The 26,295-nt window shown below is 65.0% G+C and carries 28 protein-coding genes and 1 pseudogene; 12 read left to right on the forward strand and 17 right to left on the reverse strand.

Going from position 1 to position 26,295, the window contains the following annotated elements; all coding sequences use genetic code 11:
• Positions 1–9 precede the first annotated feature (9 nt).
• Positions 10–879, reverse strand: a complete 870-nt coding sequence (locus tag AC1DW9_RS32385) for a hypothetical protein (RefSeq protein ID WP_476777041.1) — start codon at positions 877–879, stop codon at positions 10–12.
• A 232-nt stretch (positions 880–1,111) separates the two neighbouring features.
• Here AC1DW9_RS32385 and AC1DW9_RS32390 point away from each other — a divergent pair, with 232 nt between their 5' ends.
• Together AC1DW9_RS32390 and AC1DW9_RS32395 are read left to right on the forward strand one after the other, a co-directional pair.
• Positions 1,112–1,360 (forward strand): hypothetical protein, encoded by a 249-nt coding sequence (locus tag AC1DW9_RS32390; RefSeq protein ID WP_476777042.1) that lies wholly within the window; start codon positions 1,112–1,114, stop codon positions 1,358–1,360.
• 111 nt (positions 1,361–1,471) lie between these two features.
• Positions 1,472–2,170: a DJ-1/PfpI family protein gene (locus AC1DW9_RS32395; RefSeq protein ID WP_476777043.1), complete on the forward strand. Its 699-nt coding sequence runs from the start codon at positions 1,472–1,474 to the stop codon at positions 2,168–2,170.
• A gap of 67 nt (positions 2,171–2,237) precedes the next feature.
• On the opposite strand, the gene AC1DW9_RS32400 is transcribed toward AC1DW9_RS32395, so the two are convergent.
• On the reverse strand, positions 2,238–2,468 hold the full coding sequence (locus AC1DW9_RS32400; RefSeq protein ID WP_476777044.1) for a hypothetical protein: 231 nt from the start codon (positions 2,466–2,468) through the stop codon (positions 2,238–2,240).
• Between the two features lie 118 nt (positions 2,469–2,586).
• The gene (locus tag AC1DW9_RS32405; protein ID WP_476855306.1) at positions 2,587–3,051 is read right to left on the reverse strand and encodes a GNAT family N-acetyltransferase; all 465 of its coding nucleotides are present in this window, start codon (positions 3,049–3,051) and stop codon (positions 2,587–2,589) included.
• Between the two features lie 283 nt (positions 3,052–3,334).
• On the opposite strand from AC1DW9_RS32405, the gene AC1DW9_RS32410 reads away from it, so the two are divergent.
• A complete protein-coding gene (locus tag AC1DW9_RS32410; RefSeq protein WP_476777046.1) occupies positions 3,335–3,832 on the forward strand; it encodes an N-acetyltransferase family protein in 498 nt (165 codons plus the stop codon).
• Between the two features lie 341 nt (positions 3,833–4,173).
• Here AC1DW9_RS32410 and AC1DW9_RS32415 read toward each other — a convergent pair whose 3' ends face one another.
• Positions 4,174–4,752, reverse strand: coding sequence for a cytochrome P460 family protein (locus tag AC1DW9_RS32415; protein WP_476855307.1), 579 nt, complete (start codon positions 4,750–4,752; stop codon positions 4,174–4,176).
• An 851-nt stretch (positions 4,753–5,603) separates the two neighbouring features.
• Here AC1DW9_RS32415 and AC1DW9_RS32420 point away from each other — a divergent pair.
• Positions 5,604–6,032 (forward strand): CBS domain-containing protein, encoded by a 429-nt coding sequence (locus tag AC1DW9_RS32420; RefSeq protein ID WP_476777048.1) that lies wholly within the window; start codon positions 5,604–5,606, stop codon positions 6,030–6,032.
• Between the two features lie 66 nt (positions 6,033–6,098).
• Here AC1DW9_RS32420 and AC1DW9_RS32425 read toward each other — a convergent pair whose 3' ends face one another.
• From AC1DW9_RS32425 to AC1DW9_RS32455, 7 genes are all read right to left on the reverse strand, one after another.
• Positions 6,099–6,581: a methyltransferase family protein gene (locus tag AC1DW9_RS32425; protein ID WP_476777049.1), complete on the reverse strand. Its 483-nt coding sequence runs from the start codon at positions 6,579–6,581 to the stop codon at positions 6,099–6,101.
• Between the two features lie 260 nt (positions 6,582–6,841).
• Positions 6,842–9,214, reverse strand: a complete 2,373-nt coding sequence (locus AC1DW9_RS32430; RefSeq protein WP_476777050.1) for a S8 family peptidase — start codon at positions 9,212–9,214, stop codon at positions 6,842–6,844.
• A 97-nt stretch (positions 9,215–9,311) separates the two neighbouring features.
• Positions 9,312–10,343: an AAA family ATPase gene (locus tag AC1DW9_RS32435; RefSeq protein ID WP_441507602.1), complete on the reverse strand. Its 1,032-nt coding sequence runs from the start codon at positions 10,341–10,343 to the stop codon at positions 9,312–9,314.
• Between the two features lie 478 nt (positions 10,344–10,821).
• Positions 10,822–13,113 carry a portal protein gene (locus AC1DW9_RS32440; protein ID WP_476855308.1) on the reverse strand — a complete coding sequence of 764 codons (2,292 nt, stop codon included), beginning with the start codon at positions 13,111–13,113 and terminating at the stop codon, positions 10,822–10,824.
• Complete coding sequence (locus AC1DW9_RS32445) at positions 13,110–14,849, reverse strand: PBSX family phage terminase large subunit (RefSeq protein ID WP_476777052.1); 1,740 nt, start codon at positions 14,847–14,849, stop codon at positions 13,110–13,112. Before AC1DW9_RS32445 ends, AC1DW9_RS32440 begins: the two co-directional genes overlap by 4 nt.
• A gap of 117 nt (positions 14,850–14,966) precedes the next feature.
• Positions 14,967–15,188, reverse strand: coding sequence for a hypothetical protein (locus AC1DW9_RS32450; RefSeq protein ID WP_476777053.1), 222 nt, complete (start codon positions 15,186–15,188; stop codon positions 14,967–14,969).
• A gap of 421 nt (positions 15,189–15,609) precedes the next feature.
• Positions 15,610–15,912, reverse strand: a complete 303-nt coding sequence (locus AC1DW9_RS32455) for a hypothetical protein (RefSeq protein WP_476777054.1) — start codon at positions 15,910–15,912, stop codon at positions 15,610–15,612.
• A 263-nt stretch (positions 15,913–16,175) separates the two neighbouring features.
• Here AC1DW9_RS32455 and AC1DW9_RS32460 point away from each other — a divergent pair, with 263 nt between their 5' ends.
• From AC1DW9_RS32460 to AC1DW9_RS32480, 5 genes are all read left to right on the forward strand, one after another.
• Positions 16,176–17,273, forward strand: coding sequence for a YeiH family protein (locus tag AC1DW9_RS32460; protein ID WP_476777055.1), 1,098 nt, complete (start codon positions 16,176–16,178; stop codon positions 17,271–17,273).
• A 562-nt stretch (positions 17,274–17,835) separates the two neighbouring features.
• The gene (gene dapF, locus AC1DW9_RS32465) at positions 17,836–18,684 is read left to right on the forward strand and encodes a diaminopimelate epimerase (RefSeq protein WP_476777056.1); all 849 of its coding nucleotides are present in this window, start codon (positions 17,836–17,838) and stop codon (positions 18,682–18,684) included.
• Positions 18,685–18,888: 204 nt separating this feature from the next.
• Entirely contained in the window at positions 18,889–19,146 is a 258-nt protein-coding gene (locus AC1DW9_RS32470) for a helix-turn-helix domain-containing protein (protein WP_441507609.1), read from the forward strand.
• Between the two features lie 147 nt (positions 19,147–19,293).
• Positions 19,294–19,584 (forward strand): type II toxin-antitoxin system RelE/ParE family toxin, encoded by a 291-nt coding sequence (locus tag AC1DW9_RS32475; RefSeq protein WP_441507610.1) that lies wholly within the window; start codon positions 19,294–19,296, stop codon positions 19,582–19,584.
• Positions 19,585–19,587: 3 nt separating this feature from the next.
• Positions 19,588–19,869, forward strand: a complete 282-nt coding sequence (locus tag AC1DW9_RS32480; RefSeq protein ID WP_476777057.1) for an addiction module antidote protein — start codon at positions 19,588–19,590, stop codon at positions 19,867–19,869.
• Positions 19,870–20,052: 183 nt separating this feature from the next.
• Here AC1DW9_RS32480 and AC1DW9_RS32485 read toward each other — a convergent pair whose 3' ends face one another.
• The 4 genes from AC1DW9_RS32485 to AC1DW9_RS32500 all read right to left on the reverse strand — a co-directional run bounded on the left by AC1DW9_RS32485 (position 20,053) and on the right by AC1DW9_RS32500 (position 22,569).
• On the reverse strand, positions 20,053–20,580 hold the full coding sequence (locus AC1DW9_RS32485) for a hypothetical protein (protein ID WP_441492825.1): 528 nt from the start codon (positions 20,578–20,580) through the stop codon (positions 20,053–20,055).
• Positions 20,581–20,675: 95 nt separating this feature from the next.
• A complete protein-coding gene (locus AC1DW9_RS32490; protein ID WP_476855309.1) occupies positions 20,676–21,581 on the reverse strand; it encodes a YdaU family protein in 906 nt (301 codons plus the stop codon).
• A complete protein-coding gene (locus AC1DW9_RS32495; protein WP_476777059.1) occupies positions 21,578–22,201 on the reverse strand; it encodes a helix-turn-helix domain-containing protein in 624 nt (207 codons plus the stop codon). The genes AC1DW9_RS32490 and AC1DW9_RS32495 overlap by 4 nt, the downstream gene beginning before the upstream one ends.
• The gene (locus AC1DW9_RS32500; protein ID WP_476777060.1) at positions 22,198–22,569 is read right to left on the reverse strand and encodes a hypothetical protein; all 372 of its coding nucleotides are present in this window, start codon (positions 22,567–22,569) and stop codon (positions 22,198–22,200) included. Before AC1DW9_RS32500 ends, AC1DW9_RS32495 begins: the two co-directional genes overlap by 4 nt.
• 184 nt (positions 22,570–22,753) lie before the next feature.
• Between AC1DW9_RS32500 and AC1DW9_RS32505 the strand changes: the two genes are divergently transcribed.
• Positions 22,754–23,437: a helix-turn-helix domain-containing protein gene (locus AC1DW9_RS32505; protein WP_441492821.1), complete on the forward strand. Its 684-nt coding sequence runs from the start codon at positions 22,754–22,756 to the stop codon at positions 23,435–23,437.
• 99 nt (positions 23,438–23,536) lie between these two features.
• Positions 23,537–24,472, forward strand: a complete 936-nt coding sequence (locus AC1DW9_RS32510) for an EF-hand domain-containing protein (RefSeq protein ID WP_476777061.1) — start codon at positions 23,537–23,539, stop codon at positions 24,470–24,472.
• Positions 24,473–24,675: 203 nt separating this feature from the next.
• On the opposite strand, the gene AC1DW9_RS32515 is transcribed toward AC1DW9_RS32510, so the two are convergent.
• Together AC1DW9_RS32515 and AC1DW9_RS32520 are read right to left on the reverse strand one after the other, a co-directional pair.
• Positions 24,676–25,191: a peroxiredoxin gene (locus AC1DW9_RS32515; RefSeq protein ID WP_476777062.1), complete on the reverse strand. Its 516-nt coding sequence runs from the start codon at positions 25,189–25,191 to the stop codon at positions 24,676–24,678.
• Positions 25,192–25,521: 330 nt separating this feature from the next.
• Positions 25,522–25,737 carry a hypothetical protein gene (locus tag AC1DW9_RS32520; RefSeq protein ID WP_476768987.1) on the reverse strand — a complete coding sequence of 72 codons (216 nt, stop codon included), beginning with the start codon at positions 25,735–25,737 and terminating at the stop codon, positions 25,522–25,524.
• 411 nt (positions 25,738–26,148) lie between these two features.
• On the opposite strand from AC1DW9_RS32520, the pseudogene AC1DW9_RS32525 reads away from it, so the two are divergent.
• Positions 26,149–26,295 (forward strand): annotated as a pseudogene (locus AC1DW9_RS32525) (IS630 family transposase); the annotation flags it as partial.

Below are 26,295 nucleotides of genomic sequence, written 5' to 3' on the forward strand. Positions count from 1 at the left end.
GGCTTTTCCTTATGAATTGCGCCAGCGCTCGTAGTCGCTCATCGACTTGCCGAGGCGGGTTGCGGGGGAAGCACTGCCCCGGACCGCCGAGAGCGGGGGGCCAGCGCGCGTGGCAGTGTTTTTGGGGAGCAGAACCCGCCCCTCGATGCGGCCGATCTCACGTGCCGCCGCGAGCGGAGACATCGCGTTGATGCGGGCGCAGAGCTTGGGGTTCTGAGCGAGGTTATAGGCGACCAGCGGGGCCTTATCGCCGGCATCCAGGATGAGACGCTTGACCAGGTCGGTGGTCATGAAACTCGGCGAGGTCACGACCGTCTTGAAATCGGGGATCGATTTCGCGACCTCCTCGCACTGCTCGACATAGTCGTCGAGCATCTCGGAGACACGGGCCTGTTCGGCGTGGTGATGCTGCTCCACGCTTTCCAGAACCTGGCGCGAGACCTGCCGCCTGTCGGCCTCATAGGCGGTCATGGCGCGCTCATAGGCGAACCAGTCTCCGCCATAATCGGCCTCGCGCGGCGGCTCTCCGACTTTTCGGGCAACCGCGGCCTCGAAGCCGGCCTGATCCTGCACGGCTGCGGCAGCCGACCCGGATTTCAGCACGGCAAGCTCTGCCTGCAATCGCTCGTTCTGCCGTCTCAGGCGCTCGGACCGCGATTTTTTGCGCGGCCGGTTCTCGTCCTGGTTCTGGTCGCCGTTCTCGCCCTCTTGGCCCTCTTGGCCCTCGTCGTCATCGCCCTCGCCCGCCTCGCCTTCCGGCAGGGCGGCTTCAGTCGATTGCGCCTCGGGCCCCGCCCCTGGACGGGCGGCCTTGTCCCAGGTCTCCGACAGCGCGCTATCCGCGGCCTCCGGGGCAGCCTGGTTGAAATCCTCGCTCATGCTCTGCTCATGAAAAAAGCCGCCCGGTCAGGGGCGGCGCGGTCATCGCGGCGGCCTCCGCATCATGCGAAGACCTGCCCGAAGCTTTGGGAACGGCGGGGGCTCGCCCCGCGGTTCAGGAATGGAAAGGGCCGCCGGCCAAACGCGGCCAGGCGAAGCCGCTTCATCCACTCGGTCGTTGCGGCAGGTTCCTCAAAGTGTTCAGCTGATCGCTCACGAGGGAGACGGAGCGATGCACGAAGATGACGCTGACGTCCTGGCAGACCTGAGCAGCAGCCAGATCCTGATCGTCACGACCCTGATCGACCTGTTGATCGACAAGGGGCTTGTTCAACGCGGCGAGGTCGTGGCCCGCTACGACCAGCTCCTGGCGAATACCAAGGGCAATGCGGCCAGTATCTCGGTGCTGCAGCCCATCGTCAGCGTGCTGAGCTATCTCGCCCATGACGACACGCGAGGGCTCTCGAAACCGTCCCATTGAGTAACGCGCGCGAACTGCGGCAGCTCTGGTCCTGGTTTCGACGTCATCACCCATGGCGGCCGTCGCGCTGCACGCTATAAGTGCGGCCGGCTCGCCAGCGGGGATCACGAGATGCAGATTGGTTTGGTGCTCTTTCCAAAATTGACGCAACTCGACCTGACGGGCCCTGCGGAGGTGTTTTACCGCATGCCCGGGGCCAAGGTTCATCTGCTTTGGAAAACCATGGAGCCGGTTACCTCCGACCGTGGCCTGTCGATTCTGCCGACGATGCGCTTTGACGATTGCGCCGCGCTCGATCTGATCTGCGTGCCCGGCGGCCCCGGCCAGATCGAGTTGATGAGCGACGAAGAGACCCTTGGCTTTCTCAGGCGGATCGCAGCCGGCTGTCAGTTGGTGACCTCCGTCTGCACCGGTTCGCTGGTGCTGGCTGCTGCCGGCCTGCTCGAGGGTTACAGGGCGACCTCGCACTGGTCCTCGATCGACCAGCTTGCCTTGCTCGGCGCCATCCCGGTCGCAGAGCGTGTCGTGAAGGACCGCAACCGCATCACCGGCGCGGGCGTCACGTCGGGAATCGATTTTGCGCTCACCGTCGTGGCAGATCTCCTGGGAGAGGACATCGCCCGGGAGATCCAGCTCCAGATGGAATATGACCCAAAGCCTCCCTTCGACGGCGGCTCGCCGCGTTCGGCCCCCGCGGCACTGGTCGAGGCGACCCGGCAGAAGATCGCGCCCTTCATCGACCGGCGGCGGGTTGCGACCGAACTTGCCGCCGCCCGCCTGCGCGAGCGAGCTGAAGGTTCGGTCCGCTGATCACGGGACATAAGCTGCGGCGGGCGCCAGGGAGAGATCTCCTCCCCGTCTGGAACCTTGCCCCGCCTCAGCGCTCCCGTCGCGCAATCTCCCGGGCCACATCCAGCCACAGCTTCGTGGCCCGTTTGTCACCGCGCTGACGGGCAAGCAGCGCGATCTGCTGTGCGGTCTCGAAGGCAGAAGGGCCTGCCCGCTTGATCAGCGCGCCAGCTTCCTGCCTGACCAGTTTATGCCGATCGGCAAAATACTCACCACCCCACGACGCGATGTCGTTCAAGAATTGAAGGACGTCGAACATCGCAGAGCCTGGGCGAGGAGAAGTGCCTCAAGGGGCCATATTCCGGTGAGGCCTGCAAGGGCATCCGATGAACCACGATCACGCGAACGGGCTCCATTTGCCTGTCCTTTAAGCCGGCTTATGGTTCATCCCGATCCTGCGGGTCCGTCAGGTTCCGCTCCATGACGATGGTGCGTTCATCGCCATGGTAGCTGTCGCGAACGGCCGTGAAGCCGAGCCTGGCATAAAACGGCTCGGCCGTGACGGAGGACGGAACGGCCAGGACCGCGACGCCCCTGTCGCGCGCCGTCTGTTCGATCTCTTCCATCAGACGCCTGCCGACACCCTGGCCTTGAAGATCGGGGCGCACGAAGACACTCCGCACAACCCGCCCATCCAGGCTCGCCGTGCCGACAAGCTGTTCTGCCTGCATGGCAACGTACATCGTTCGCCTGGCCATCAACTCCGACACGGCAGCGGGGCTGAAGCTTTTCTCCACCCGTTCAATGATGTCCGGGGAATAATCCCTGGCATTGGTCTCGCGCAGCGCGGCGAGGATCACGGCGCTGATTGCGCCGGCATCGTCGGCTCGCGCAGAACGCACCTGGATTCTCATCACTCGCCTCAGCCGAACACGGGAGGGCCAGACCTAGCAGCCGATCCGGCAGACGCCAACGGCTGCCTTCGCCACGACCGAGACACTCACAGCGCCGGACTGCTTGTCTCCTGCCAATCGAGAAGCCGGAATACGGGCGTGCGGTCATCGTGGCGGCATCTCCGCCATCGGTCGCGGCGGACACAGGCTCGCCCCTCCCCACCCTTCCCTCTGGTCGTCGCTTACGGCTCTACTCTGCCCGAGACATGCTGGCCTGAGGCTGAGGACTGAGATGAGTGTCGAATTACGCGATGCCGCCGCGAGCGATCTCGCCGGCTGTCACCGCTGCCTTGATGACGTCGCCCGCGAGGGCCGCTGGCTCTCGCGCCTGAGCGCGCCGCCGATCGAGCGCTACGCGGATTTCATTGCCGGCCTGCGCGAGGCCAACGCGCCGCAGCTCGTGGCGGTCGATCGCGAGGTGGTCGGCTGGTGCGATATTGCCCCGGATGCCTCCCCCGTCCGCGCCCATGTCGGCAAACTGGGGATGGGCCTGCTCGCAAGCCATCGCGGCTTTGGGATCGGCCAGCGCCTGCTCACGCTCGCGCTCGACCGGGCGCGGCAGCGCGGGCTGGAGCGCGTCACACTGTCGGTGCTCCACGACAACGAGCCGGCGCGCGCCCTCTATGAGCGGCTTGGCTTCCAGATCGAAGGACGGCGCCGACGCGACTGGAAACGCGACGGCGTCTATCGCGACAGCATCCTGATGGCGCTGGATCTCGGGGCGCCCTAAAGCATCGGCCCGAAAAGTGGATTGCGGTTTTCGGAAAAGCCGATGCAATCACAAAAGGTTAGATCATCGGACCGGATACGATTTCCTGTCCGATGATCTAGTGGCCGCTCTCCCCTTGTGTTCCTGTGACGCCGCCTCATGAAGGAGCAGACATCGAACCAGGCCCTGGTAAGCAACCGGCCCGGACAAGCTCTGCCCGGTTCCGACCTCCGCCGACGCCCGCCGCTGCGCCGGTCGTCACCGCTGCCTGGCGACATGGCCCGGAAGGCAGCCACGGCGCGCATGATCCCGTGTCCTAAGCGATCGCTGAGCCTGATCGGGCCCATTCACCCTTCCGCCCCTCAGCGCTTGCCGTACTCGGTGAAGACGTAATCCCGGGCCTTCACGCCCGTGTGGCAGGCGAAGCCGCACTTGGCGTCGTTCCCCTGCGGCGGCTGGTCAGTCAGGGTGCCCGGCGTGAACGTATTGGCCGCGGCGTCATGGTTGAACACGGCCCATCCCCATCCGCCGCTATCTGAAAACCTGGTGCTGTCCTTCACCATGAAGTCGACGTCATGGAGTGTGCCCGGCACCGTCGTGTCCGGGAAGTACTGGTTCTTTGCCGGGTTCCAATGGATCTTCGCCATCTTGGCGCCATCGGGGAAAGCTTTGCCGTTTCCGGGAATGCCGGCCAGGTAGGCCTCGATCATCACGGGATTGGCGAGGATCACGGCGACCAGCCTGTCATTCTGGCTGGTGGCGACGACCTGCCAGCTTTCGTATCCCCTGAATTCGGAGAACGCGAGCCCACCCGGCACGCTCAGCGTGTACTTGTCCTGTTGCGCGAGCGCCATGCCGCCCAGGACGACGAGCGCCGCACCAAAGGCGACGGCGGAAGCGGCCGGCAGTTTGCGGGAAGGCGAGCGAGGCTGTTCAGACATGGCTCCCTCTGATGAAGGCGCTCGGAGCGACGCGCCCGTCGCACCATACCATGCCTGCCTTCACCCAGCTTGCCTCGCCCCGGCTGCGCCTCGGCCGCCGCCCGCTGGACGGAGGCCCAACTCGCGGCGCGCGCCCTCTATGAGCGGCTCGGCGTCCAGACCGAAGGACGGCGCCGGCGCGACTGGACGCGCGATGGTGTCTACCGCAACCCATCCTGATGGCGCTGGATCTTGGGGCTGGCCAAGGGTGAGCTTCGCCGCGCGCGGACAGCGGGACCATGCTGGTTCAGATGCAGCTGGGGCCTTGGCGTCGCGCACGGATGCGCCGCGTGAGGCGCCGACAGTCTCGTGGCCAGACATCGTCGCGCGGCCTGTTCGGCATTCCGTCCTGGTCGTTTTCCCCTGCGCGGGTCCTTTCTCGGCTTATTCGTGCGACGTTGGTCGGCTTCTGCAGCCTCGATTCCCCCTCTGTTCCGGTTGCCGAACGCAGGTTCGCGAAGCGTTCTCCCGCCACGGTTGCACAGGCAGGTCACGAGGAGACGCGCAGGTCGATTGAGGTCGCGTCAACTCCTGAGCCCCCGGCATGGCTCCGCTCGCAAGCCATCCCGGCCAGGGGCGCGCGGCAGCTGCGGCGGCCATCCCTGCGCAACATTCCGAGGCGCCATCGGGAACACTCGCCCGCGTTCTTCGTTGGCTGGGGAGTGCCGCCGGGGCAGGACATGCGCAAAGCGGATCGTCTTCGCAACCCGTCATGTCCTCGGTCCCGCCGCATCGATCGCCCGCAATCAGGATCAGCCGAACGGCCTGCCCGAGGCTTTAGGCGCTATCCCGAAGGAATGGAGGTTCAGACCATGATCGTATCGGATGTGATGACCAGGGGCGCCCAGATCGCCCGGCCGGACGAGACCTTGCAGCAGGTCGCCCGACGCATGGCGGCCGAAGATATCGGTTTCATGCCTGTCGGTGACAACGACCATCTGGTCGGCATGATCACCGACCGCGACATCGTCATCCGCGCCGTCGCCGAGGGGCGCGGCCATGACACGCTCGTGCGCGAGATCATGACACGCGACGTGAAATACTGCTTCGACGACGAGAACATGGACGATGTCGCGCAGAACATGGGCGAGCTCCAGGTGCGGCGCCTGCCGGTGGTCAACCGCGACAAGCGCCTCGTCGGCGTCGTCTCGCTGGCCGATGGTGCACTGAAGGACGACCCGGAAGCCATCGGCATCGCGCTGTCGGCTGTGGTCGTGCCCGGACACGCCCAGGCGGCCTGAGGCAATCGGTGCCGGAGCGAAACGAGCAAGGGCCCCTGAGAGGGCCCTTCTCAGCGCCGTGCCTCGCTACAGCCAGCGCCTGACGCGGACCTTGTAGGCGCGATAGACGTCCCCGAATTTGCGATCGAGATAGGCCTCCTCGCGGGCGACCACGCCGTAGCGGATGACGAGATAGAACGGCACCAGCAGGACGAAGAGCCACAGGCTGTTCACGGCGACGGCGAGGCCGATGAGGCCGAGCCCCATGCCAAGATAGATCGGATTGCGCGTGAAACGGTACGGCCCCTCCTCGACGATCGTCGTCGTCGGCTGGGTGGTCTGGATTTGCGTACCTGCGCGGCGAAAAATCGTCGCCGCCCAGATCAGCAGGGCGAGGCCCGCGAGGAACAGGATGCCGCCGAGCGCGCCCGCCGGCATCTCCGGCGCCAGGAACGGAAGCGGAGAGAGCCAGTCGAGCCCGAAACCGACGAGCACCGCGATCGCCCAGGCGATCGGTGGCCGTATCACGGCGCCCGAATTGTCGCGCACATTCCCTTTTGCGTGGCTCATACCGCTGCCTGTCCGAAGCCCGTCCCCACCAGGGACGCCACGGCGTTCGATGTCTATCACCAGCCAGTGTCCGGGGCGCGCCCGAAGGCAGGGTTGGTCCATCGGCATCATGCCGGCCATCGGCTCACAACCTGGTTTCTCGACGACAACGCAACGGCGTGTGCCCTCTACGAGGGCTCGACTTCCAGATTGAAGGGCGGCGCCGGCGCGACTGGAAGCGCGACGGCGTCTACCGCGACAGCATCCTGATGGCGCCGAACTCAAGGCCGCGCGGCAGCGCGGATCGGCGGCCTCACGCGCGCATAGACTTCATCGTACAATGCTACCTCGCCGGGCATGGCCAGTGTGACGGCCAAGCCGAAGATCACGGGCTCGTCAATCGGGGTGCCTTGGTCCGGATCGCGCTGTACGATCAACGGAATGGTCATATCAGCAGCGACGACAGGGGCATCGCTCCCATCCCAGCATCGAGAGAAGATTGTTCCCCGGTTCGTCTGGTTTTCGTCTGGCTGCCAACTGTGGCTGCTCACTCCAAGCTCGCCGATTGACGCGGGTTTCAGAATTTTCAGGCGACACGTGCGATAGCTCTTGCGACCGGGCGCGACCGGCGTGAACCAGGCGAGAGTTGCCGATAGACTGTGCGGGCGCGCTTTGCCACCCATGGCGATAGGCACGGGTACCTCGATCGTGACGTTTCGATCGTTCCGCAGGCTGCCGGTTACGAAGAAAGTGGCGCGATCCGCCGCGCAGGCCACCGCATCCGTGGCATCGACGCAGCCGAAGCCAATGAAACGGCGGATATTATCCTTCTGCTTGCTGGCCTGGCCGCGGCCCCATGGCCCCACCGTCGCCTTGATGAGGTCAGCGACGTTGCGAGGCCAGCGTGCAGGGTGAACGAGCAAGGCCTTCAGCAAGACCGCTCGCTCGATAGGCGGAAGCAAAAGGAATGCATCGCCGTAACTCGCCTCGAGCGCGTCGTGAATCTGATGGCAGGTGCGCGACGCTAGGGCAGCCGCCGCGCTAGTGCCGTTAGTATAACCGTCGAGGTTCTCCCGTCCCCCCGCGGGAGGCGCCGCGACCTTAAGGCCCGCGCCGCGTGACGCCCGCCCAGGACGCACTTCGATATGAGCGTGGTTGCGGACGATCTGCATATGCTCGCGCGCGCCCGGCATCAAGATATCGGGCTTCACTGATCGGGCAAAACCAGGCCCAAGTGTACTCGATGGATTCGCCGCCTCATGCAAAGGATAGGGGTCGATAAGTGCTCGGGCGAGAGCGCGCTCAGCAGGCGGTACGGCATCCCGATTGGACGCGCCGATCGTTAACCCGTTCACAGTCTCGCCTGGAGAGAATATCCGGCGTTCGCCGATGAGCGCGTGGAGCGCACCGATCATCGACGTTGCGCGGTGGTTCCCGTCTGCGACTTCATAGTCGAACCCGGTTGCATAAGCGGGCACACCGAAGTCAGTGGTCGCATTGCCGGCGCTGACGATAAATAGCAAGCCGAAGCGGCCCGCCAGACGGTCGAGAAGGCGAGCCCACGGCGACAATTGCCCGTGGAAGGGCCGAAACCGATTGCCCAGCGACAGGTTCACAATGATTACGTTTGGGCGCTGCTCGCGCAATCGAACGACCGCCAGATAGATGAGATCGACAATCAGCCGATCGCTTGGAAATTCGTCATTGTTGCCCATCACCGGTACAACGTGGATGCGACGCGGAAGCGCTGCTTCCGCCTGGTTGCGATCGCCATGCACGATCAGCGACGCCATCGCCGTGCCGTGAGAGCGACTGGTTACTAGCGCCTCAGGCTCGAGGCCAAAGGGATCGTCGAGATCCATATGGTCTGCGAGTAAGCGGTGGGCCGCGACCGGGACCCCGTCGAGCAGCGCGAGGATCGGGTCTCCCAGCGGGCGTCTCGCTGCGGCGGCTTCGCGTTCCTCAGCCACATCGGCGATTTCGATCGTGGTCGGTGCGCTTTGGGGTCGAATGTGTAAGACCGGCTCGAGGCCGGCAATGCCCTCGGAACGTCGGTCCAAGATCTCCCGGACCGCTCGCACCGGAATGTCCGCCAATAGTGCATGATAGCCGATGTCGCCGATGCGGGCGCGAGTGACGACCGCTCCTCCGCGACCGATAATAGCCGCCCGGACATTCGCCTCCTGCTCATTCGCTACGGCCTCCCGCTCGCGGTAGACCAACTCAACCTCGAGCCTAACCAACTCCTCATCGTCACGGCCATCGATTACAACAGCGAGAAAACTTGCATCGATGCTACTGACGCGATCAAGCGGCCCCCAAGGCCGTAAGTCCCTCAGCAGATCGAATACATTCGCCCAAGGTGTTTCGCCTCGGACTAACTGGCCATTCTGCCAACGGCGCCAGAGGGACTCGAGATTGCGTAGCGCGACGATGTCCGGAACGAGCAGATAAGCATAGGGCTGCTGGTCGCCTTCGTCGGTCTCGAGCTCTTCCTCATCGACAAGTTCGAGCCCGGCGACATTTTGTACGGCGTTGGCGAACGCGCCGATCGAGCCTCGAACTTCGAAGACGAGCAATCGTTCAGGCGCAAGTCCGGACGGATCGGCGCGCAGCTCAAGCGCATTGGCACCGCGCGCAAGAACCTCCGCCAATCGGGTAAATTTGGGACCGAAAGTCCCCGTCTGGCGATCGCGCGGAAATGAGTCAGGAGGTGGGACGTATGCGGGCCGTCCAAGTAGACGCGGTTGATCAGGTTGCGGCGTCAGCCTCAGGAGTGGCTTCGTCGGATCGCTCGGCATTGATGACCTCTGGCGTTACTCGCGAAACCCACAAGTCAAGTTCGGCTCGCAACGCGTCATCAATAGCCATCTCCCCCAACCCCAAAATCTGGCGTCGTCTTACGTTCTGACAGAAATCGAGCGCCTCAGCATAGCTGACCTTGCCCAACCTGGCGGCGATTCTCGCCGGAGTCATCTTCGGCGTATTCGGCCAATCGGACAAGATGCGATCAAGGAAAACCGTCACTTCCTTTAGGTGCGGCGCCGGTATAGCCAAGCGCATCTGGAAGCGGCGCCACACCGCACGGTCCAGCAACTCGCCATGATTGGTGGCCGCGATAACTACAACGTAGCTAGGCAATTGATCCAACTGCATCAGCAGGAAGGATACCACCCGTTTGATCTCGCCCGTTTCGTGGGTGTCACCGCGCTCCTTGCCAATCGCATCGAACTCGTCGAAGAACAAGATGCTCGGCGTCGTACGTACATAGTCGAAGAGCTTGCGCAACCGAGCATTGGTTTCACCCAAATAGCTGCCGATCAACGCATCATAGCGCACGACGTAGAATGGCAGACCAAGTCCTTCGGCAATGGCCTCTGCAAACGAGGTCTTGCCGTTACCAGGTGGTCCGGAAAGCAAGACACGGTGGCGGGGCTCAAAGCCATTGGCACGCAGAACATCGGCGCGCTGGTGCTCCTCGATAAGCTGACCACCGCTCTGCCGAGCGGGAAGCGGGAGCAACAGATCATCGAGCCGCAGCCGAGCTGTGACCTCTAGAATGGCTTCGCGACCATTGACGGGGTTAAGGTGCTGCGAACTGGCGGTCAACGCGGGCGGCGTGACCGGTACAGCCGAAAGGGCCCGCTGTAGACGATCGGCAACAATATAGTGCTTCTTAGCCCGCTCATCTGCGACCAACGCCTCGGCCGTGGAGCGCACCGCCTCACGATCGCCGACCGCGCCAGCGCGAACGAGATTAATAAGAAGATCACTACGAGCCATAGCTGCCTTAATTGATCACTCGCTTCGAACCCATGAGAGATTCGTCCGCTCCCCCACGGTCGTTTGCGTGTCCGTCACAGTTCTGCGCGCCGGGTCGCGTCAAGACAGTGCTGTGTCGAATCCACGAACACCTTAGGTGAAGGTTGGGCAGACGGTAAGTGCTTGAGCTCGCAAATTTGCGACCTGGAGCGTTCGCACTACGCTTGAAATGGGCGGCGTCCGGCTCTCGCGATCTCGTCCGCGGAGCAACTTGGCCGCTTGTGGACTGTCAAGAAGGAACCCAGTCCAATGCGAACGGCAGGTTCATGGCAGCTCTCAATGTCTAGAGGTGACGATCGCAACACCGCGAGGCGCTCCACGAACTCCCAACTGGGACACTCGTCGCGTCGGGCGCCTCGCCTCCGAAATGCCGCCCGATCGGGAGCTTCGCGGTCAACGCCGCCACATCCGCACCCTGCGAATGGCCCGCCCGAAGCGGCTAGAATTGCGGGAGCTGGCCCTGTGGTTCCGCCATTAAAGGCGCCGCCCCGGCGGGCGGCGGCTGGTTGATCGGCATCAGGCCCGCCATCAGTTCAGGCTCCAGCCCAATAGGCTCGCCAGAACCCATCGGCGTACTCGCCGACACCTCACCCGGCGGCGCCCCCTGCAGCGCCTGCACGATCTCCCCGACCACGCCCTGAAGCTCGACAATCGCCTGCGCCATGCCGGCGAGCGCCGGGTCGGCCTGCGGCTCAGCCACCTGCTCCCCCGCCCCCCGCCCCAGCATCTGCGCAACCTGCGCAGCCTCCAGCGCCAGCTCGGCCTTGCCGGCTTCGGCCTGCTTGCGGCGGGCCTCCGCCTGCTTGGCCACCAGCTCCGCCTCGCGCGTCGCCAGCTCCATCTGCCGCGCCGCCTGTTGCGCGGGATCGGGCGGCGGCGGCTGCATCGCTTGCGGCAGCGGCCTGCCCGCCTTTTGCGCCTTCAGCGCGCGGATCTCGGGCGGCAGCACGGTTTCCAGGCGCTCGCCGATCTCGTCGGCCAGATGCCAGTCCTGGGCTTTGGCGACGAGGTCGAGGATCAGCGGCGCGGTCTGCGGCGCCGCCTGGATGAAGGCCGTCATGCCGTCGCGGACTTCCTCGCGCTTGGTCGCATAGCTCGGCCCCATCTGCAGCGCGACATCATAGGCGCCGGTCGTGACGTCATTCGAAAGCCGCGGCGTCATGCCGTCGGCGGCGACGCCGCCGAGCTGGTTGATCCTGATCTCCTGCGTCCTGCCGTCCTCGCCGATGATCCGCAGCACCCGGGCCGTGTCGTAGATTTTTGGGATCAGGTCGACCAGGATCTTGCCGGTATGGCGGATCGCGCGGGCCCAGTTGTCGATATAGACGTAAGTGCCCGTGTCGCCCTCGCGCTGGCGTGCCAGGATCGCCCTGCCGCTGGTCTCGTTGGAGCGCTGGCCGAGCGAAGAATTGTAGATGCCGATGACCGACTGCATGTCGCGCGCCGCCCGCTCGATGCCCTCGGCAATGCCCTGCGACGACACCGCCGGCTGCACGCGCTGCGGCGGAATGCTGCCATTGGCGCCATCGGGCGTATAGGGCAGATAGGCGTGGTTGCGGCGGTTCGCCGTCTCCCAGACATCCTGGTACTGCTCAAAATTCTTCTCGGTGCCGATGAAGGGCGCTTTTGGCTGCAGCGCCGTCACCTCGGTCTGCGCCGATGACAAATAATTGTAGCTGCGCTGCGGGTCCTTGGCGAAGCGCACCACGCCATGGCGCATGATGCGCCGGCCGATGCCGACCTCCTCGCCGATCACCGGGACGATCGGGATATGCGAGCCCGGCCAGAGCTCCGGCCCCTCGACCACCTCATGGGCGGTGACGAGCGAGCGATGGAGCCTGTAGGACTCGCGCTTCTCGACGCGGATGCCACTCGCCTTCAAGGCCTCGGCGCGGGCCTTGTCCCCCGAGACATCCTCGATCGCGCCGTCGTCCAGCAGCGCCAGCGTCTTCCTGACCGGCGTCTTGCACCAGTATTCGCCGACGCGGATCGTATCAGCCGCGATCCAGTCGCCGCGCGTCGCGCCCGCCGCCCCTGAAGGCGCGAAATCGGTGACCGTGGCGTCGGGATAAAGCGCCTTGAACTTTTCGCGCGACATGTCGAAGGGCACGAGGCATTTCACCGCGTCCTCGCGCGTCGGCAGCACGGCGTCGATATCGAACATCACGCCGAGCGCATCCTCGATCGGCGCGATGCGGATTTCCTGGTTGAAGGTGCTCTCGCCGGCATATTCTGTCTTCACGCGCCAGGCGCCGATGCCGCAGGTGACCTGGCTGTCGGCGCCCTGAAAATACACGCCCGGCGCATCGGAGCGGTTCTCGATATAGCGGATCACGCCCGCCAGCGCCTCGGCCTTCTCCTCGTCGCCATGGTCGTCGACGGGGATGACCTTGATCGCCGGCCGCATCTGCCGCATGTCGCCGGTGACCTGGCGGACATATTGCGGGATCTGGTTGATGGTCTGGACCGGACGGCCTTCCTCGATGCGCGCGGCCTCGATCTCTTCAGGCCACTGGTTGCCGGCGCGGAATTCGAGATCGTCATAGCCGGCCTCGATATTGGCCCGCTCGCGCTCCATCCAGTCGTCATAGACCTTCAGCGCGTCGCGCACGATCTTGGCCTTGTCGTCGGCAGCCGTCATCCCGGCGCCCCTGTCGTCGATGGCCATCGCGTCGCCGTCTTGCTGATCACTGTCCCGGCCGATCCCGGCCTTGCCGCTGGTCATGCTCATGCTGCCATCCATCCGCCGGGCTTGCCGGCGAGCCTGAGCTTGCGCTCGCGTTTCGCCATCCGCGGCTCCTCGTAGACGACGCAGGCGAGCCCAAAAGCGTCGGCCGCGTGCGAGGCCCAGTCATGTTCGGGGCCGAGATCGATATCGCGCGCCTCGTGCTTGCGGGCGTGATAGGCGCCAAGCGCCTCGAGCCCGGCCGTCGTCGTCGCCTCGTTGATCCAGATCACCGGGAACAGGCGCCGTGCCGCCTCGATGCGCTGCATCGCCGCGCCCTTGCCCTGGTTCGGCACGACCGTGACCTCGAAGCCGGCTTCCCTGAGCGCGCTTTCGTAGGAGACGTCATAGACCTTGTCATTGCTCGCCCCGTCATGGGGCAGGATGCAGAGCGCGCTGCCGTAGCCGTTCGCGCGCAGCCAGGCGACATGGCTGGCGAGCGGCTGTCCTTGCGCCTCGTAATAGTTCAGCACGCGGATTTCGCGGCCGACGAATTGCATGATCCAGATGGCGCAGGCATCGGCCTTGGCGCCGGTGCCGCCAATGTCCCAGATCGCGCGGATCGTCATCAGCGGGTCGGGGCCGACCGCGCCCACCCTGCCCTGCCGCCGCATCTCGGCGAGCTGCGTCGCGTAATAGGCGCCGACCGAGATGCTGGCATAGCCGCCTTCCCAGATATGGTCGTAGTGCTCGGCATTGTCGCGCAGGCAGTCCTGCCGCTCCCGTTCAAGCACGCTCGGAAACCATGGGTTGTGCCTCCAATTGGCCTGGACGACGACGGCGCCGGTCGGCAGGGCCGGGCCGCGCAGCATCTGGTCGATCGGGTCCTGCCTCCGGCGCGGGTTCCAGCCGCACCAGATCTCGGAGCCTTCCGCGCGCAAGGTCGGGCGCAGCAGGCTGAGCGAGCGGGCCGAGATCGTCTGCGCCTCCTCGATCCAGGCGCGCTTGAACCCTTCCAGCGACTTGATCGATTCCGCCGTGTGGTCCTGCATGCCCTGGAAGATGATGGCTCCGTCGCCCGGCGTCTGGATCGTATCGCGAAAGATCTTGAACCCTTCCGCCTGGCCTAGCCCGAATTCCGCGAGCTTTGTCTCGATCAGGCGCTTGGCGCTCTGTTTCAGTGTCTTCTGGACCTCGCGGATGCAGACAGAAAGCAGCCCGCGCTCGCGCAGGCTGTCCTCGACCAGGAGCCCGGCGAAGAAATGCGATTTGCCGGAGCCGCGCCCGCCATGGGCGCCCTTGTAGCGGGCCGGCTCCAGCAGCGGGGCAAAGACCCTAGCTGTCGGAATCTCCAGTGGGATCAACGATGACACGGCGAATGGCCTCGATGCGGGCACCCTCCGCGGTGGGCGCAGTCGGCGGCGGCTTGTCGCTGTATTTCTGCGGCTGGAGCCTTGCGGCCATCCATTTGCGGGTTTCGATCTGCAGCTTGCGCTGGTCGGCGCCCCGGGCGGTCTCAGGCGCAGCCTTGTCGGCCTGCCCGCCTCACCCTCGGCGGGCGCGTCGGAAATCTCCAGGATCTCGTCGAACAGCGTATCGGCCCGGAACTCGCGCGCCCTGGCATATTGCCCGCGAAACCCCTCGTTCTCCTCCAACCAGCGAAACACCGTGCCGGTCGTGGGCATGCCGGCTTCCGCGCAGATCGCGCGCAGGCTCTGGCCATCGGCGATGCGCTCGCAGATCAGATCCGCGAGATTTTGCGTGAACAGGCAGGAGCGCGCCATCGCTGCGGGTCCGGACATGAAAAACCCCGCTTGGGGCGCGGGGTGGGAGATGGGCAAGCCATGCGCTGAACGACTTGGTGCCGCGAGATCAATCACGGACGATTGAGGACCGATGTTCACGCCTTCGAACAGGCGTCACACATAGAAAACGAGGTAGATAACGACCACCCAGAAATGCCAGGATTTCAGGGTTGCGTGTCTCACAGCTGATGCGAAGTTGCCCTTCCGCCACTCCGCCACCGCATCGACAAACGAGCAGAGCAACCCAAAGATCACGTATATTGGGATAATGATGACGACCCAGGCAAAGGCCCATACGGAACGGGCGATATCTGACGCAATCTGCTTCAGCATCATTCAGCGAGCAATGCGGGCGCAAGGGCGCGAACATCAATGGAATGTTGGCCTGTACGCTTAGCCCCCGGATAGGCGACAGCAAATTCTTGCTTGCTCATCGCGGGGACTTCTTGCTCAGCCACCGTAATCCCCCAAGCTTCCCTTGGAGGAATCATGGCATAATCGGGGTGTGGGTCAACAGCTCCCAGTTCAGATACTTAATGTGAGCACGTTGCGCCGGAGGCTCGCAAAGACCTGGCGGACCGGCAGAGAATGCGCGCGGTCTGAAACGCAAAAGCGCCCGGCCATCCCTGGCCCGGGCGCAAATCACCACCTTGAATAAAGGCATAGCATGCACAAAAAACGCATGTAAAGCCCCTGTATGCGATTTTTGTGTATCACTTTCGGCCTGAGCCAACGGAGCGCTGCCGGGCGTCTCCACTCACGCCGGCGGCGTGGCGTAGCCGCGCCTGGCCATGCAGTCGTCATAGACCGCCTTCATGGCGTCGCTCCGGCGGGCGGTCGCCTGGTCTGCGCCGGCGCCCCTCGCCCCACTGACCGGTTTCGCCGCCGCCTTGTTGGATTCGCGGATGCAGGCGGCGGCGTCCCTGTTCGCCAGCGCCTCGAGCGTCGCATTGCCGGCGCCCGGCCGGACAGCGGTGCGCTGCGGCCCCGGCGAAGCGTCGCTCGCGGCCTGGCACCCGGCAAGTGCGAGCGAGACGATGATTGCGGCATGGCGAAGCATGAAACCCTTCCTCCTGCGCCGGTCAGAGCATAGGCCGCAGCGGCTTTCAACCGGCGCCCTGGTTCGCTGGCCTCGTCATCCCTGCGGCTGCGCGCGCTATTGCGGCGGGCTCGTCTCCGAGAAGCGCGCGGATGGCCTGCGCGGCCCGAAAGGAGCCCCCGGCAAGAATGATCGATCGGATCGATCGAAACAAGACAAACAACATGTTGGATTGCTTTAATGAAAGAGCCCAGGCACGGCGCATCGAACTGCCAGGTGCCGCCATGACGCTGCAAAGCCACAATCAAACGAGCTCGGCCGGCCGGATCCCCGGCAGCCTGAAGCGCCTTGGACCTGGCCTTCTGCTCTGCCTGGCCGTGTCGGGGGCTGCTCTCGCCGTCGAGCATCTGGAGACCGCCTTCTTCCAGCGCGCCTGGCTCGAGGCGCTCGTGCTGGCCATTCTCTTGGGAACCCTGGTCCGGTCGCTCTGGAGCCCCGCCAGAAGCTGGCGCGCCGGCATCTCGTTCTGCGCGAAGACGCTGCTGGAGGTCGCGGTCGTGCTGCTCGGGGCGTCGCTCAGCGCCGCCACGATCGCCACCGCCGGCGCACCGCTTCTGCTTGGCATCGCCGCCGTGGTCTTCGTCGCGATCGGGCTGAGCTACGGCATCGGCCGCCTGCTCGGACTGCCGCAGCGCATGGCCATCCTCGTCGCCTGCGGCAATTCGATCTGCGGAAATTCAGCCATCGCGGCCACCGCGCCGGTCATCGGCGCCGATGGCGAGGACGTCGCCGCCTCGATCGCGTTTACCGCGGTGCTCGGGGTCGCGGTCGTGCTGTGCCTGCCGCTCCTGATCCCGGCGCTCGGCCTCAGCGTCCACCAGTTCGGAATCCTGTCGGGCCTGACGGTCTATGCCGTGCCCCAGGTCATCGCGGCGACGGCGCCAGCCGGCCAGGCGGCGATCCAGATCGGGACCCTGGTCAAGCTGGTGCGCGTGCTGATGCTCGGCCCCGTCATCCTCGTGCTCTCGCTGCTGTCAGGCCGGCTGCGCGCGGAAACGGACGCGCCGGCGCCGCATGTGACGGCTGGCGATCGCCCTGCCCCGCACAGGATCGCGCCGCATCATATCGTGCCCTGGTTCATCCTCGGCTTCCTGGTGCTGGCGGCGCTGCGCTCGGCCGGGCTGATTCCGGCGGTCCTGCTTGCGCCACTCGCGACCATCGCGAACCTGCTGACCATTGTCTCGATGGCGGCGCTCGGGCTCGGCGTCGACATCCGCTCCGTCGCCCGGGCCGGCCCCCGCGTCGCAGCCGCCGTCATCCTCTCGCTGCTGGCGCTCGCGGCGACCTCGCTTGGCCTCATCCACCTGATCGCGGTGCCGTGAGGCGGAGGTTCTCGGGCCCCGACCATGGAGGGGAGCGCCGCGCCGCTCAGCGCTGCTTCAGCCTTGTGATCGTTGCCTCGGGAACTCCGGGGACGTTGTTGGCCAGGAGATAACGCGGGCTGGACTGCACCCATTTGTCGCGCTCACCCGCGACGGAGCATTGAAAGCCGAGATCGGCGAGGGAAGACCGGCGCATCGTGCATGTGAGACTTCAGTCAGGGTCGCACGGTTGCGAGACCGGAACGCCGAAGCGCCGGTCATTCCTGGCGCGGGCGCAAATCACCCGCGCCGGTCCAACGTCCTGGGCCTCGTCGCCGGCCGTTATCTTGTGCGGGTCGGCAGCCACGCCCGCGCTCAGCCGGCAGCAAAGGCGCGACCAGCGCCCATGCATCCTCCGCCAGACCGATCCGCTCGCCCAAGGCTTCCGCCAGGACGACGCGTTGAATCGACATGTCAGCCGTGCGTCAAGACGCGCCGTTATTGCCTTGGGCAGGCAGCCCACGTTCAATGCCGGGGTCTGGGCAGCGCATGGCTGCACCGTCGGATTTGACTGGGAAAGCGCATGACTCTCAGCTTCGTAAAGATGCATGCCAACGGTGATGACTTTGTCGTCGTCGATGCACGCACGAGCCCCAATCCGGTTGATGCCGATGTCGCGAGATTCCTTGGCGACCGGAACCGCGGCGTCGGCTTCAACCAACTGGCGGTGGTGCTTCCCTGCGACGATGCCGCCGCTCGTCTCATCTTCTGGAATCCAGACGGCACGACCTTGGGTGCGTGTGGCAGTGCAACGCGCGGCGTCGCTCACCTGATGATGAAGGAGGCCGCGAGCCAGGAAACGACCTTGCGCACCGAGCGAGGCGTGTTGCGCTGCCTGTCGACACAGGACGGGCCTATTAGCGTCGATATGGGCGCACCTCGGCTCGATTGGCGCGACATTCCCCTCGCCGAGCCTTGCGACACATTGCGATTGCCGCTCGATGGCGAGCCTGCCGCTTGCAGCATGGGCAATCCGCACTGCACGTTTTTCGTTGATGATCTCTCGGCGATCGACCCTTGGTCGGCAGGGCCGCAGATCGAACACCATCCTCTGTTTCCTGAAAAAACCAACGTCCATTTCGTTCAAGTGCTGGACCGCAAGCGCATAAGGCTGCGCATTTGGGAGCGAGGCGGAGGCGTGCCGGCGGGATCAGGATCTTGCTCGTGCGGCGCGGCCGTGGCGGCCATCCGCCGTGGGCTTGTCGACGAGGAAGTCGAGGTCATCTGTGATGGTGGAAGCGTGGGTGTTTCCTGGAAGGCTGGAAGCGGCGTGTGGCTGACGGGCAGGGTCGCGACCGTTTTCCGTGGCGAAATCGCGCTCCCAGGCAAATCCATGCATCGTCAGGACGGCAGCTTTGTCGACAAGGCCTAGCTCAGGCTGCGTTCGGGCGAGATCGTCCGAACGCAGAAAACCTGCTCGACTCCGATAGTTTAGAGCGTCTTCGTCGAAACAGGACGCAAGGCACGTTTGATCGCCTGACCGGTCGCCGGTTTTTTCGTATGCTCCTTCAGCCGGGCGGTCGCCTCCCCGGCTGCAGCGCTGCCCGGAATCTGCCGCCCCAAGCGAGGTTGCCCGATGACCCGTGCCGAGTTCGCCGCTCTTCGCCAGGCCTGCGGGTTGAGCCAGGACGACCTTGCCCTGGAGTTCGGCCTGAGCCCGGAAGCCGTGCAGGAGATCGAGACGGGGGCCGATGGGGAGGAGGTCAACACCCTTCACGCCCTGGCGATGGAACGCGTTTCGCTCCAATGCGCCGTCTGCAAGGAAAACCCCACGGTGGCGGCCGCCTCGGTGCGCTCCGACGCGCTCGACCTCGCCTGGATGATCCGGGGCTGAACCGCGAAAGCGCCCGGCCATCGCTGGTCCGGGCGCAGCTCGCCACCGCCATGATCCTGTCGGCTCGCTCGCCTCGCTCGCGGCGGGACTGCAGCCCTTGTTTCCCGATCCGTTGACGCTCATCGCGCCGTAACTTATAAGTTACGAATGTTCGAAGTCCGCCAGACCAGGATCTTCTCCAGCTGGCTCGGGGCCTTGCGCGACACCAACGCTCAGCTGCGAATTGCGACGCGCATCCAACGGATGGAGGACGGCAATTTTGGCGACGTCAAGCCGGTCGGCGAAGGCGTCAGCGAAATGCGGATCAGCTATGGGCCGGGGTATCGGGTCTATTTCATCCAGCAGGGCAGGACGATCGTTGTCCTGCTGTGCGGCGGCGACAAGAGCAGCCAATCGGCGGATATCGCCAAGGCAAAGCGCATGGCACAGGAGGCCTGAGACATGCCCCTCGAAACGACCCGCTTCGACATCCAGGAGCATCTCAAAACCCCTGAGCAGCAGCTCGCCTATATCGAGGCCGCCCTCGATGAGGATGACCCGGCGTTTCTTGCCAAGGCTCTTGGCGAGGTCGCGAGGGCGCGCGGCATGACCCAGGTGGCGAAGGATGCGGGCGTGACGCGCGAAGCTCTCTATCGCGCGCTCAGCGAGAAGGGAGACCCTCGCCTTTCTACCCTGATGGGCGTGATGAAGGCGCTCGGGCTGAAGCTGCGGATTGCAGCGTGAACGGAAGCGGCAAGGCCGACGCGATGCCGGCTTGCCCCGTGAACCTGTCGGGGATGGTTGTGGGCTGAAGCAGACGCCAGCGGGACGCGTCTGCGAGGGGCGGCAGCATCCTCGTTGTACCTGAAACGAAGAAGCGCCCGGCCATCGCTGGTCCGGGCGCTATCGCCATCACAAATTACGGCATCAGCTCAAGCGCAGCCGATGCGCGATCACATTCAGCGCGCAGCGGAAAATGCCCATGGTCGCGTGGTCGGTGATGTCGCGGTCGAGCACGCAAACCCGCATCAGGATGGCGTTGCCGTCATGGTGCAGGCCGGAATCGGCAAGCGCATCCTGCAGCTCGCGATACTCCGAGCGGATCTTGGCGACCGTCTCGACGTCGAGCTCAGGCCCCTCGCCTGTCGTGCCCGCGACCAGCTCGGCGACCATGCTCGGCAGCTTGGGGAGGCTGTCGGTGATGTGGCGGTGATAGCGCACGAAACGGCGCGTCACCGTCTCGGCCGCCTCGAACTGGCGCCGGTCGATCATCCCGCCCAGAAACATCCGGCCAAAGGCATAGCCGGCCATCGGCGAGGCATTTCCCTTGCGGTGCGGCTGCGCCAGCGCCACCGCCATGATCTTCTCGGGGCGCTCGCCCCGCTCGGCATTCCTGATCCGGCCATTGCGGTAGCGGCCGACATCCGTGCGGGGTTTGCGTCCTGCGCGTGCCATCGTCTCGTCTTTCTCTGCTGGGGTTTGCTCTGCTGGGGTTTGGGGGCTTGGTGCGGCCCGTGCGGCGACGCCCGCCGGCGGGTTTTGTGTCTCGGTCATGCTGTTGGCTCGCTTGCTTGCGGGGTGGTCGGGGGAAGCCGGCTGGGCACGGTCCAGCAGCCGGTCCTGTCGGTCGGAAGCGGCCTGCCGCCCCTCGCCTGCCGCCAGGCATCCCAGGCCTCGGGATCGTCGATCGGCGAGATCCGGACGCCGGCCCCGGCATCGCTCCCGGACTGGCCCGGCTGGGCTGCAAGCGCGAGCCCGGCATTGACGCCCCATTCCGGCGCAAAACCCTGCCAGCCGCGCAGGATCATCAGGTCGGCGGCGCGGTCCGGCTCGGCGRCCAAAGCGAGCTGGCTCGCCAGCAGCCTGGCGGCATGCAGCGTCAGTGGCTTCTTCAGCGTCCGGCGATGGGCGATGACGGCCTGAGCCTGCTCCTTCGAGAGCACGGCGCCGAGCGCAGCCTCGATCTCCCGGTGCTCAGGAAGCGCCCTGGCGCGCCCAGTCCCCCTGGGGGCTGGGGGTGATTGTTTATGTGATTGTGATTGTGATTGGCATGCCTCCGGCATATGCCCCGGCAGTGCTCCGGCATCTGCTGCAGCATCTGCCCCAGCACATGCCTGAGCATCTGCCCCGGCATCTGCCCCAGCATGGACCTGCCAGCGCTTGACGGCCTTGGCCCGTGCCTTCCCGCTGACATCGGCGGCGGCCTGCAGCTCGGCATCGATGCGCTTATGGACCCAGCCCTCGGCGAAGAGATCGGCCAGCGTGTCACGGCTCGCGCTCCATTCCGCCGGCGACATCCGGGCGATGCGGGCAAGCCGGCGGTCCTCGGTGGGGAGCCCGCTATTTTGCCAGTAATGCATGATCAGCAGGAGATAGCCGCCATGCTCGGCCGCGCTGAGATGGCCGGTATCGGCGAGATAATCGGCGACATAGAGCGGCATCCAGGCCCGGCTCATCGCCTGCCTCCGCACTCTGGCGCCCGGTTCCCAGGTTTCTTGCCCTCGGTCCGGGCAACGGGAACGCCGCCATAGCCCCGCACATCGGCGCCGCGGCGCTGATTGGTGACGCGAATGGCGTGAAGAATGGTGGTGTGGTCGCGGTGGAACAGCCGCCCGATCTCGGAGAGCGACAATTCGGTCTCATCAGCCACCCGCCAGATCGCGAGCTGTCGCGCCCCGGCAATGCGGGCGACGCGCTGCTCGCCTTTGAGCGCATCGATGGCGATGCCGGTCTCGGCAGCGACGGCCGCGATGATCGCGCCGGCCTGCATCTTCCCGCGCAGCGGCGTGCTGGCATGGTGCAGACGGTATTGCTTGCGCACCACGGCCCAGGGCACGGCGCCGGGCCGGGCCTCGTCCTGCGACTTACCCGCCTCGCTGGTGACGGCCTCGCAGGCGCCTGTCGTGGGCTTGGCGCGGGTTTCGCGCTCCGGCCGTGCGGCCACCACGACCGGCGCCGGCTCCTCCGGCTTGGCCGCCTGTTTCCACGGCAGGGCCTGCCTGGCGCGATAGGCTGCCAGCATCTCTTCGGCGTTGCCATACTCCCTGGCATAGCCCTTGATCGGGAGAGCGGTCATCGGTGCCCCCTGTCCAGCGGGAAAGCCAGTTGCGCCTCGCATGGCGGGCGAAACCGGGCGATGCGGCCAGGCTGCGCACGGGTGCAGGGCGCCGCGGGCTCCGGCGGCGTAGAGGGCACGCCGTCGGCCGGCCAGAGATCGGGCCGCCAATGCTGGCGCGAAACGCCGGTCGCGGCCTCGAGCCGAAGCGCCATCCAGGGCGAGACTGAAGCGGCGCGCTTGGCCTTGTTGATCGCCACCTGCGAACAGCCGACGGCAGCCGCGAGCCTGGCTTCGGAACCGGCCCGGTCGATCTCACGACGCAGGAGATCGCGCGGCGTGACGAGAGCGACTGGCGTGATGGAGACGACGGGCGTCGCTGGCGGCACTGGCGTGGCTGGCGCGACTGGCGCGACTGGCGCGACTGGCGTCGCTGGCGCCACTTGAGTGGCTGTGAGGGTTGAGGGTGGGTGAGCGGTTGGGTTCATGCCTCATATTTATAACTTAAGTTATGATTAGTCAATCACAAAAGTTATCGAGACGTTCTCGATATCCTAAGTTATTGATTGCCCTATGGAACTCGGCCCGCTCATCAAGGATGCCCGCAATTCGCTTGGCTGGTCCCAGGCCGAGCTGGCGCGGCGCATCGGCGTCTCCCAGGTCGCGATCAAGAAGATCGAGGACGGCCAGACAAGGCGTTCAAAGCATCTGACCAGCGTGCTCGCCGCCGTCGGGCTGAAGCACCTGATCCTGGACGGCGCCCTGATGGCGGGCGATGACGAGCCCGAGCCCAATGCCGCGATCGCCGGCCAGCCGGAGCTTTTGAAGCCGCTCGGCGGCGCGCGCGACCTGCCCGTGATGGGCACGGCGGTCGGCGGCAGCGAGGAGGACGGCGATTTCCGGCTGAACGGCGATGTGCTGGAGCGCACGACGCGGCCGCCGGCGCTGGCCGGGCGCAAGCGCGCCTTCGCGGTCAACCTGATCACCAACAGCATGTACCCGCTCTACCGCGCGGGAAAGAAGATCTATGCCGACGAGGACGGCCGCCGCCCCGAGATCGGCGACGAGGTTTTGCTCGAGCTCTATTCCGACGAGGATGGCGAGCCCGGCCCGGTCTACGTGAAGACCCTGGTCTCGCGCGGCGCCAAGACGATCGTCGTCTCCCAGTACAACCCGCCGAAGGAACTCCGCTTCGACGCCATGCGGGTGAAGCAGATGCTGCGGATCATTCCCTATGACGAGCTGCTGGGAGTTTAGGGCTGGGAGGCTGCGTCTGAGCCGCTCATTGGAACGATCGGCTCGAAGCTGCTCCTGTCACCTTCAAGCTTGGTTCGCGATAGCCGGGGAAGCGTCAACATGCGCGTGGGATTGATCGGCATCGCACTCGGGCTATTGCTCCCGCTCCACTCCCAAGCCGAGGACATTCGCCCCGATCTCCCGCCCCCCGTGATCACGCGCTTGATCGTTCAGCCGGGTATCACGTTGGATATATCCGGCGTGGCCATTCGGGAAGTGTTTCGGCAGCTTGATGCCAATGGCGATGGCCGCTTGGACGAGGCCGATGCGAAAATGCATGAGGCGCTCACGATCGCGGGATTGAAGGCGTCGAACGCATACTCTGTCATGACCTCGGATATCGATGGCGACGGCTTTGTCACCGAGGCGGAGTTCCGTGCAAGGCACGGGTACGATGTGCGGACCCAGGACGTCACCCCCAGTCTGGCGGACAGGATCGAGCAGGACCTCAAAATGCTAGGAGAGGCCGACGCCGATCGCGACGGCCGTATCTCCTGGGCCGAAGCGTCGGCCGTGCCGCTGTACAAAATCTCCTCCGAGATTCTGGCTTTGGGCCCGCCCGGGCAGGTTCGCGACGTCCTCACCTTTGCGGGACGTGCCAAGGGACCATTGGATCTGGCACAGCTGAGGAGCCTGGTGGCTCCGTTTCTCAAGTCAGTCGACGTCGACAACAACGGGATTATCTCATCCGAGGAACTGGCGGCACTTCAGCAGCGGCGGCGCGAAGCAGAGGCAGTGGCCGAGCGCGCCGTGCCAGGGAAGCCCGAACAGCGTGCGCAATGCCGAAGGCCGCCGCAGGCGGGCCAGACGATGCCTGCCGATGAGGACCGACATTGCCCGGAGATCGCCGACGGGTTGCTGCGGAGATTTGTTCCGCTGGGGATGGCGAGCCCGGCCCAGCCTCTATCAAGACGCGGGTCTTACGCGGCGCAAAGACGATCGTCGTCTCCCAATACAACCCGCCGAAGGAACTCCGCTTCGACGCCATGCGGGTGAAGCAGATGCTGCGGATCATTCCCTATGACGAACTGCTGGGGGTTTAGGTTCGGGTGGCCCTGCAGCCGGAGCGACGTGGCTTCCTGCTCCTGGCCTTTGCCGTTGGACTGTTCCCGATCGCGCAACAAGCGGCCCCATGCAAGACCCGGAAGCAGACGTTGCCAAGGGTCTCGCCTGACTTCGGTTCCCGCCCCAAAGCGAAACTAAACCTGATGCTCTGACAGCCATTCAAGCGTGTCTTCCGCACTCTTTTCGGGCCTGGTTACCGGATGCAAGACGTGTTCGATCGCTCCGTCCTTGACGACCAAGGTCAACCGCTCAATGAGGCGCATTCCGTCCGCGACGAAAGTTGGAAGCGACAGCGCATCCGTCAACTGGAAGTCCTCATCGCTCAGCACTTCAAATGGTAGGTGCAGACGTGTCGCCATCTCTTGCTGATAGGAGGTTGCTTGGGTGCTGAGACCGAACACGGTCGCTCCAGCGCGAGCCATATCGTCATGATGGTCACGAAATGCGCAGGCCTGCGGGGTACAGCCTCGAGCGCCGGGAATGACATCCCAGCCAGTAGGCGCAGGCGTCCCCGGTTCACTCGTCCGAGGGTAACAATAGATCACCGTGCGTCCTCCAGGCAGTGACGCCAGATCGACCTTTCGCCCCGTTGTTGAACGCAGAGCGACCGCGGGCATCCGAATACCGACCAGACGAGAGCTTAGGGACATTGATTGCCTCGGTCAGATTTTGATCTTGGCCGATTCCATCGCATGCCGGATGTCCGATTCCCACCGAGACATAGGCGGCGCGTCATCGCTATTTCCGGAGTCGACCCAAGTGAGACATTAGCCGATCAATGTCCGGCGACCGGAGTTGGCCACATTTTGACTCTTGCAAAAGTCCAGTCAGGAAGTCTGGCTGTCGATGCCGGTTAACGGTCGACGGAGGCCGAGCGCCGACCGCGGCCCCTGGCGGCCCCCGACGATGCTGTCCGGGAATCAAGTAGCCTGAGCAGATCCTTGGTTAGCGGCACCCGCAGCGCTATTAGGCAGCGCTCTTCATCGCCGCGGTTCCTTGATCACGTCAGGGTGCTCCCTTTCCCATACGCCGATCGCGTTTTTGAGCGCTACTGACTCGCGGTAACTGCTCCCGTCCTGCACCGAGAGCGTTTTGATGCGCCGCTTTGCGAGTTCGTAGTCTTCAACGGTCTCGATCGTGAAAGTCGGCGCGTCCGACCGGCACGACTCCGGAGTGTGTTTGATCGTGGTTTTCATGGGCCACCTCTGCGGTTTGAAATGCTGACGATCGGCAACGAATTGCCAATCTTGCTACAGGGGTGACTGCTCGGCGCTGCGTCAGATCAAGCAGTGCCCCCGAAGGGCCGGCCGCGGCATGGCGGATGATGCCTGCCACTCATGGATGGTCCAATGCGTCCTGCGCCAAGCCAAGTCGCGCATACCCTTTAACGATCAGATCATATTTCACCAACGAAACGGCCAGACTACGAGCCCAGTCGACCACATCATTCCAGGGATCAACGACCTTCCCCGTCGCCGAAAGAAAGGTGATGACTGTGGCGATCTCTGTCTGCCCGCGAACGACAAGAACGCTCCCTAGTGGTCTCTGCCTGACGGAAGAGTCCTGCTTGGGATTCCCCTCGGTCGGCGCGTATGCGAGTCTGGCGCATGCGCACCGGGGTTTCGATCACCATCACGCCGTCTGATCGCCACCGCCTTGAGGCGGTGGCCAGGGACCGCAACGCCGCCCAGAAGCATGCGTGGCGGGCGCTGATCGTGCTGCTGAGCGCGGACGGCATCGGCACCAACGAGATC

This window comes from Allobosea sp. P4_E12 (assembly GCF_056401655.1).